The 7,855-nt window shown below is 45.3% G+C and carries 10 protein-coding genes; 2 read left to right on the forward strand and 8 right to left on the reverse strand.

The features are described from left to right. Positions 1 to 89: 89 nt before the first annotated feature. From ACMJ0U_RS10385 to hpt, 8 genes are read right to left on the reverse strand one after another with little or no spacing between them, the layout of a single operon-like run. Positions 90 to 623 carry an outer membrane beta-barrel protein gene (locus tag ACMJ0U_RS10385; RefSeq protein ID WP_417129856.1) on the reverse strand — a complete coding sequence of 178 codons (534 nt, stop codon included), beginning with the start codon at positions 621 to 623 and terminating at the stop codon, positions 90 to 92. Positions 624 to 674: 51 nt separating this feature from the next. Continuing rightward, entirely contained in the window at positions 675 to 869 is a 195-nt protein-coding gene (locus tag ACMJ0U_RS10390; protein ID WP_007559749.1) for a hypothetical protein, read from the reverse strand. Between the two features lie 6 nt (positions 870 to 875). Continuing rightward, positions 876 to 1,451, reverse strand: a complete 576-nt coding sequence (locus tag ACMJ0U_RS10395) for a M23 family metallopeptidase (protein WP_417129857.1) — start codon at positions 1,449 to 1,451, stop codon at positions 876 to 878. A 43-nt stretch (positions 1,452 to 1,494) separates the two neighbouring features. After that, positions 1,495 to 2,157: a B3/4 domain-containing protein gene (locus tag ACMJ0U_RS10400; RefSeq protein ID WP_417129864.1), complete on the reverse strand. Its 663-nt coding sequence runs from the start codon at positions 2,155 to 2,157 to the stop codon at positions 1,495 to 1,497. Between the two features lie 28 nt (positions 2,158 to 2,185). Then, positions 2,186 to 2,986 (reverse strand): peptidoglycan editing factor PgeF, encoded by an 801-nt coding sequence (gene pgeF, locus ACMJ0U_RS10405; RefSeq protein WP_417129858.1) that lies wholly within the window; start codon positions 2,984 to 2,986, stop codon positions 2,186 to 2,188. Beyond that, complete coding sequence (gene obgE, locus ACMJ0U_RS10410) at positions 2,986 to 4,170, reverse strand: GTPase ObgE (RefSeq protein ID WP_417129859.1); 1,185 nt, start codon at positions 4,168 to 4,170, stop codon at positions 2,986 to 2,988. Before obgE ends, pgeF begins: the two co-directional genes overlap by 1 nt. A gap of 54 nt (positions 4,171 to 4,224) precedes the next feature. Beyond that, entirely contained in the window at positions 4,225 to 4,794 is a 570-nt protein-coding gene (locus tag ACMJ0U_RS10415) for an adenylate kinase (RefSeq protein ID WP_417129860.1), read from the reverse strand. 24 nt (positions 4,795 to 4,818) lie between these two features. Beyond that, a complete protein-coding gene (gene hpt, locus ACMJ0U_RS10420) occupies positions 4,819 to 5,355 on the reverse strand; it encodes a hypoxanthine phosphoribosyltransferase (protein WP_417129861.1) in 537 nt (178 codons plus the stop codon). 156 nt (positions 5,356 to 5,511) lie between these two features. On the opposite strand from hpt, the gene ACMJ0U_RS10425 reads away from it, so the two are divergent. Together ACMJ0U_RS10425 and ACMJ0U_RS10430 are read left to right on the forward strand one after the other, a co-directional pair. Then, complete coding sequence (locus ACMJ0U_RS10425; RefSeq protein ID WP_417129862.1) at positions 5,512 to 7,029, forward strand: NAD(P)H-hydrate dehydratase; 1,518 nt, start codon at positions 5,512 to 5,514, stop codon at positions 7,027 to 7,029. Positions 7,030 to 7,037: 8 nt separating this feature from the next. Continuing rightward, positions 7,038 to 7,855 (forward strand): DUF4831 family protein (locus ACMJ0U_RS10430; protein ID WP_417129863.1); only part of this gene is annotated, 818 nt, incomplete at its 3' end.

Here is a 7,855-nt window from a genome sequence, read left to right on the forward strand (position 1 = left end):
ATAAAGCGGAGAAACAAATAAAAAGGGAGCAAAAAAGAAGTTTCCACCTCTTTTTGCTCCCTATCTATTATTTTATCAGCTGTCCTTAATTAGAATTCATAGTCGATACCGATAGAAATATTCTCTGTATCCAGACTTACGCCAAATCCATTTCCGTTCATGTCGCGATAGTAATCGTCACGATATCCAGCAAAACCTACTTTGGTAATAAAGCTGAAGTGGTCATTCAGTTTCAAGGCCAGTCCCGGTTTCAAACCGATTTCAAAACCATTTACAGAATCTGCATGTTTTGCTTTATAGGTAGAAAATCCAAATCCCATATCTACAAACAAACGTACAACCTTGTTTTCATAAAATGAATAACGTGCATACGGAGCCAAAGCAAATGCATTAGTACTGACTTTATAACCTTCATCATAACCGTTATGGGCATAAGCCAGTTCCACCCCTACAGCCCATTGTTTACTCAGGTTGTATCCTACATCCGGTGTAATAGAGAAAGATGTTTTATCTACATCATTGTTTCTCCACAAACTGATACCACCACCCAGATAAATACCTTCCTGTGCACTGGCTGAGATGGCAGCCATTACAATCACAACAAGTAAAAATAACTTTTTCATAATCTTCTTTTTTAGTTATACAATTATTATTACAACTTACCATAAGTTAGTTTAGCCCTGTTTATGTCTGTTTGCCCTTCGACGGCGGTATTCCGCCTTCATCTTAGCAGAACCGGAACCATGGAGTCCTGTAATATACGTCTTTTTTTTAGCTTTCGTCTTTACTTTCTCTTCTTTCTTCTTTCCATCCGAGGATTTTCCACCTCTGAATACGATTCCTTCTGTCAATATTTTTTCAATATCCATATACTTTCATTTTTTAGGGTATAATTTCACGTGTCTTCCAGCTTTCTCACACACCAGCGTACGCTTCAAAGGAGTACGGGTAGACATATCAAATAATAATCCGGGACTAAAATGCTGCCCGTTGGCTCTGAGCTCGAAATGCAAATGTTCAGTTGTAGCTCGTCCGGAACGTCCGGTCAATGCAATCACCTGTCCGGCCTTTACAGAATCACCAGACATCACAAAGTTTTGGGAATTATGACTGTACACGGTCTCCAGCCCGTTAAAATGCCGTACAACGATTACTTTTCCATATCCACCGTAATTTTTAGCCATGCGTACTACTCCATCCAATACACAAAGTATGGAATCATTGGCTTTGGTCTTAATGTCCGCACCCGAATGTCCGCCGCGGCTTCCATACGCAGAAATTACTTTTCCTCCTGGAAGCGGAAAGCAAAACTGCGAATCGGCCAGACACTCCAGATGTATTTCTACACTATTTCCTTTTGAGAATAATCCTGGTGTCTGTACCCGGACATGACTACACTCCATATCCGTAAATTCCGCTTTTCTCGGTTTCCCAGCCAACATATTTCCCATACAAAGAAATAACCACCCTATTATTAATATCGAACGGTTCATACTACTCAAAATAATAAAGTTCTACCTCCCGGGCATCTGCAAATTCTTTCAGCAGGTTTACCATATAGTTCACGTCTTCCTCCAAGTTCTCACTACCACTATATGCATTCATGATAGCCAGCAGATGAGTTGTTTCCGATGAGATTTTTGTCCGCTCATTGTCGCTTGTCGGTGTGCCTACACCTCCCACAGCATCGCGGTACACCGGCATTCCTTCAATATTCAGTTCTCCGCGGCCAATACCTTCATAAGGCTCACCTGCCTTTCCGATACCTAATACCAACTTGTCTCCTTGAATTTTATCCCGGTCAAAACCGCCAATGGAATGTCCGCTATTAATCGATGCTAGATTAATCAAATCAACCAGTGTATCTATCTGATAAAGTGAAAGCCCTCTCAACAAGCGCCGGCACAAGGCCTCTGAAGAAGGGCGGTAACGACTGGGATCCTTCCCGCATTTTTTATAGGCCTGACGAGTAGCCTGAATGGCAGGCATCTCTTTGATTGAATCAATGGTATATTTCTGGCGATAGAGTTCCGTAAACTCGTCGATACGCTTCCACAGCTCTCCATTGTATGGAGAATTCTTTACTGTTGCAAATACGGCTGCTCCCCGAAACTGCGGCCAAGTCTGCCGTAATTCCTCTGAAACTTCAATTTTCAAATCCATTTTGCTATTTTCTTAAATGGTTTTACATCCGCATAATTCCCGACAAGATACGTCCTGAGTGAATACCCAGCCGACGTGCCGAGAAAAAATCCGTATAATTTTGATAGGTACAAATCCCTGCTACTTCCACATTTTCCATCTTTACTCCTTTAGAAAGCAACTGCAGCCGATTAGCTTCCCAAAGATCGATGTGCCACTTTTGATTCCTGCGGGCAATACAAGGCATATCAAACCCGGCCTTTTCAAAGGCCTCATACACCTCATCCCCCACTTCAAAAGCATCCAGAGAAATACCTGGCCCGATATAAGCCTGTACATCTTCTGCCTTCGTGCCATAAAACCCAGCCATCTTATCCAATGTTTTTTCTACGATTCGCTTTATTGTCCCTCGCCACCCAGCATGTATTGCTGCAATCACTCTCTGCTTCGTATCGTAACAAAGTACCGGGATACAATCAGCGGTAGAAATACAAAGACAAACCTGCTGCATATCGCTGACCAGTGCATCCACTCCCTCCAATTGCTTTATTCGTTCCTCTGAAGAAAGCCGGCAAAAACCCTCATCCACGACCTTCACCACCGTATCATGTGTCTGGTGAGGCACAACCAGCATCCGGGGACGCACTGGCAACAACGAACACAGCAGTTCTCGGTTCAGTTCCACCTTATCCGGCTCATCACCGCAGTAATGATTACAGTTAAATGAAGCATAATTACCTTCACTGTAACCACCGTAACGTGTAGTAGAGAAACAAAAAATGTCGGTGTGCAAACTTTTCGGGCCGTACACCAACATCTTTTTATCATCCGTCAACTTATTCATTACTTTTGTGTTTCGTCCTCCCAGTCTTCCTCTTCGTACTCGTAGTCAAAGTCATCTTCCTCATCCACATCCTCATATTCATAGTCAAAGTCTTCGTCTTCACCCATGTCTTCCAGCTCCTTGCGAAGCTTGGTCATATCTTTCGGACGATGTACGATGGCTTCCCGACGTACTGCTTCCAACTGGTTACTGTCTTTATTCAATTCGGTCCAGAGCAAATCTTTCAACTGCTGAATGCCCATTCCAGACACCGCAGAAATAAAGACATGAGGTATATCTTCAGGTAATGTAGGTTCCAGCATCTGTATCAGCTCTTCGTCCAGCATGTCACACTTCGTAACGGCCAACACCCGCTGCTTGTCCAGCATCTCCGGATTAAAGGTAGCCAGCTCGTTCAACAGAATCTCATACTCTTTGCGTATGTCATCCGTATCGCCCGGCACCATAAACAACAGCAATGAGTTGCGTTCAATGTGACGCAAGAACCGCAGTCCCAGACCTTTCCCTTCACTAGCGCCCTCGATAATACCCGGAATATCTGCCATTACGAAAGATTTTCCTTCGTGATAAGAGACAATTCCTAAATTTGGCTCCAGTGTAGTAAAAGGATAATTGGCAATCTTCGGACGCGCTGCTGAAACAGAAGAAAGCAGAGTGGATTTTCCCGCATTCGGAAAACCTACCAGACCTACATCTGCCAATAATTTCAATTCCAAAATCACCATCATCTCCTGCATGGGTTCCCCCGGCTGAGCAAAACGAGGTGCCTGGCGGGTAGCTGTACGAAAATGCCAGTTTCCTAATCCACCACGTCCGCCTTTCAGCAAGATGACTTCCTGTCCGTGCTCCGTTACGTCGCACACATATTCCCCTGTTTCGGCATTATATACTACCGTTCCACAAGGCACTTCTATGACTTTATCTGCCCCGTCCTTTCCGAAACTTTTGTTTTTCGAACCGTTACCTCCGTGTTCTGCAAACACATGGCGGTCGTACTTCAGGTGCAGCAATGTCCAGTAATTGCGGTTTCCCCGCAAAATCACATGACCTCCTCTACCACCGTCGCCACCGTCCGGACCTCCGTTGGGCATATATTTCTCACGGCGCATGTGCACCGAGCCACGGCCTCCCTTTCCGGAGCGGCAGTAGATTTTTACATAATCAACAAAATTCGATTCAGCCATAAGTTCAAGTTTAAGAACTGGCAGACCGTCACCGGCCCGCCAGTTTTTTATTATTTAAAGTTTATCAATAGCCGCACAAATATCAGCGAAGATACCGTCCATAGTACCCAATCCCTGGATATGGCAATATTTACCGTCATTCTTGTACCAGTCAATCAACGGAGCAGTCTGAGAGTGGTATACCACCAGACGCTTCTTGATAGTTTCTTCATTGTCGTCGGCACGCCCAGACTCCTGTCCGCGTTTAATCAGACGAGTCATCAGTTCATCTTCAGGAACTTCCAGGTCAAGCATGATAGAAACTTCCTGTCCGCGTACCTTCAACATTTCCTTCAAAGCCTCAGCCTGAGCAATAGTACGAGGGAATCCGTCGAAAATCACACCTTTGCTATCCTTGAAACTATCGAATACGCTGGCCAAGATGTCAATCATCAATGCATCTGGAATCAACTGACCATTGTCGATATAACTTTTTGCAGTTTTACCCAATTCCGTGCCGTTTTTGATTTCTGCACGCAATACATCTCCCGTAGAAATATGGTTCAAGCCATATTTTTCCACAATACGAGCACTCTGAGTACCTTTACCTGAACCCGGAGCACCAAAAATTACAATATTCAACATGTTGTTTTATAATAAATAAAAAAATCACTCTATCACTGTATAAATATCGCGGTAATTTCTTCCGAAACCGTCGTAGTCCAGTCCGTATCCCACAATGAAATCATTCGGAATATTCATTGCCACATAATTTATGTCCAGTTCCACCTGCAACTTATCTGGTTTCACCAGCAGCGTAGCAATACGGACTTCTTTCGGATTACGTGCCTTCAGGGTTTCCAGCAAGCGCTGCATAGTCAGCCCTGTGTCCACAATATCTTCCACGATTACTACCGTACGTCCTGAAATGTCCTCATTCAGTCCTACCAGTTCTTTTACCTTTCCCGTAGAAGCCGTTCCCGCATACGAAGCCAGCTTCACAAAAGAAACCTCACACGGAATCGTCAGATGCTTCATCAAATCGGCCGTAAACATGAACGAACCGTTCAACACACTCAAAAACAACGGATTTTCACCCTCCAAGTCATGATTAATTTCATTGGCCACACGCGCCACTTCCTTCAGGATATCCGCCTCTGGGATAAACGTTTTGAAACGCTTGTCTTTAATCTGAATCGTCTCCATGCTATAATCTAGTTTTAGAAATTGCGCAAATTTACGGATTTTCCCTAAAACCGCCACACTTCCTCCTGAGTATTTAAAGATATTTTCAATAGAATATATATACCATTCGGGGCTTTTTTCGTACTTTTACCGACAAAACAGCTATTTATACACACAATGAAAATTCTAAGTTGTACACAACAGAAGGAGGCAGATGCATATACCATTGCCCACGAATCTATATTATCCATCAACCTCATGGAAAAAGCCGCCGGCCTGTTAGTGCAAGCCATCAGCGAGCGATATGACAAATCTCACCGTATGGTCGTACTTGCCGGTCCGGGAAACAACGGTGGAGACGCACTGGCCGTAGCCCGTATTCTTTTCCTGAAAAACTATCCGGTAGAAGTCTATTTGTTCAACGTAAAAGGCACCCTTTCAGAAGAATGCCTCACGAACATCCAGCGCCTGAAAGAAAGCGGTTTTGCCAACTACACCGAAGTCAGCAACCAGTTTGACCCGCCTCATCTGGGCAGCCACGACGTAGTGATAGACGGGCTGTTCGGTTCTGGCCTGCAAAAGCCGCTAAGCGGAGGATTTGCCGCTGTGGTGCAATACATCAATGCTTCCCCAGCTCAAGTAGTATCCATTGACATTCCTTCCGGACTGATGGGAGAAGACAATACCCACAACATCCGACAAAATATCATCAAGGCCGATTTGACCCTGAGCATCCAGTTGCCTAAGCTATCTTTTCTCTTTGCAGAAAATGCAGATTTCGTAGGCGAATGGCAATTACTCGACATCGGTATCAGCCGCGAATTCATTGACACAGCGAAGACGCCCTACTACATTACTGAAACCGATGAAATGCGTGCGCTCATCAAGCCAAGAAAAAGATTTTCACATAAAGGCATGTTCGGCCACGGCCTGCTGATAGCCGGTTCCTACGGAATGGGAGGTGCTGCCCTGCTGGCCTCACGTGCCTGCCTGCGTTCCGGCATCGGACTACTTACCGTACATACCCCTGTATGCAATCATGACCTACTCCAGAGCAACGTGCCCGAGGCCATGGTACAAGATGATGTGCACGACCGCTGCTTCGCCGAAGCTGCCGACCTTGACAACTTCCAGGCTGTAGCCATCGGTCCGGGACTGGGGCAGGAAGAAATTACAGTACAGGCACTGTTTGATCAAGTAAGCAACTGCTATATCCCTTTGGTGCTGGATGCAGATGCACTCAATATCTTCAGCAACTACCGCAATTACCTGACCCGTATTCCTCGCCACAGCATCCTTACTCCACATGTCAAGGAACTGGAACGTATCATCGGACGTTGCAGCAACAGCTATGAGCGCTTGTCAAAGATTAAAGAGCTGGCAGCCCACCTGCAATGTTACATCGTACTAAAAGGAGCATGGACTGCCGTCATTACCCCTGACGGAGTGACCTATTTCAATCCGACAGGCAATCCAGGTATGGCTACAGCCGGAAGCGGTGATGTACTTACCGGTATTATCCTGTCACTGCTTGCACAAGGCTATACACACGAGGAAGCCTGCCGACTGGGTGTATATGTACACGGTCTGGCTGGCGACATTGCTTGCCAGCAAAAAGGCGTCATCAGCATGACTTCGGGTGACATTGCAGACGCGCTGCCTGAAGCATGGAAACAACTAATGGAAACTAAATGACAGACAATATGAAAAAAGGAATCATTGCATTGGGACTGCTGGCCTCTCTGAGCGCTTACTCCCAGGAAAGCTATGTGCCACAAGCCGGCGAGGGCATTGTGTACTTCCTGCCCAAGACCAAAGTTGCCATTGACATCATTGCCACCAAGGTAGACTATCAGCCGGGCGACTTCAGTCTCTATGCCAGCCGCTACCTGCGTTTAAACAATGTCAGTCCACAACCTGAAAGCCACTGGGAAATCAAGGATATTCATGTGCGCCTTGTAGGAGTACCCGACTCTACCAAAGCCTACATCATGAAGCTGAAAGATAAAAGCGTAGCATCTAACGTAGAACTGACGGATAAAGGTATTGTAAAAGCAATCAATACAACTTCTACGGAAAAAGAATCTGCTCCTGACTACCAGTTAGAGACACCAGAGCCATATGAAAATGCTCGCAAATACATGACTGAAGACATCCTCATGGCTGGTTCCAGTGCCAAAATGGCTGAACTGACGGCCCGCGAAATCTATAACATACGCGACAGCAGAAATATCATCCTGCGTGGTCAGGCAGAAACTATGCCTAAGGACGGAGCTTCTCTTCAACTAGTTATTGACCAACTTAACAAACAAGAAAAAGCATTGGCACAAACGTTCATCGGCATTACAGAACGCAGAGACAAGGTCTTTACGTTCTTGGTAGAACCTGACAACAACGTACAAGAGCAGATTGCCGCCCGTTTTTCTACCCAGTTAGGAGTTCTTCCTACAAATAATCTGGCGGGTGCACCTATTTACGTGTCTATCCGAAAAATTTCTACCCTGCCTGTGCCTGAAGAAGA

Origin of the sequence: Phocaeicola sp., assembly GCF_048170425.1 — a bacterium.
GTDB lineage: Bacteria > Bacteroidota > Bacteroidia > Bacteroidales > Bacteroidaceae > Phocaeicola.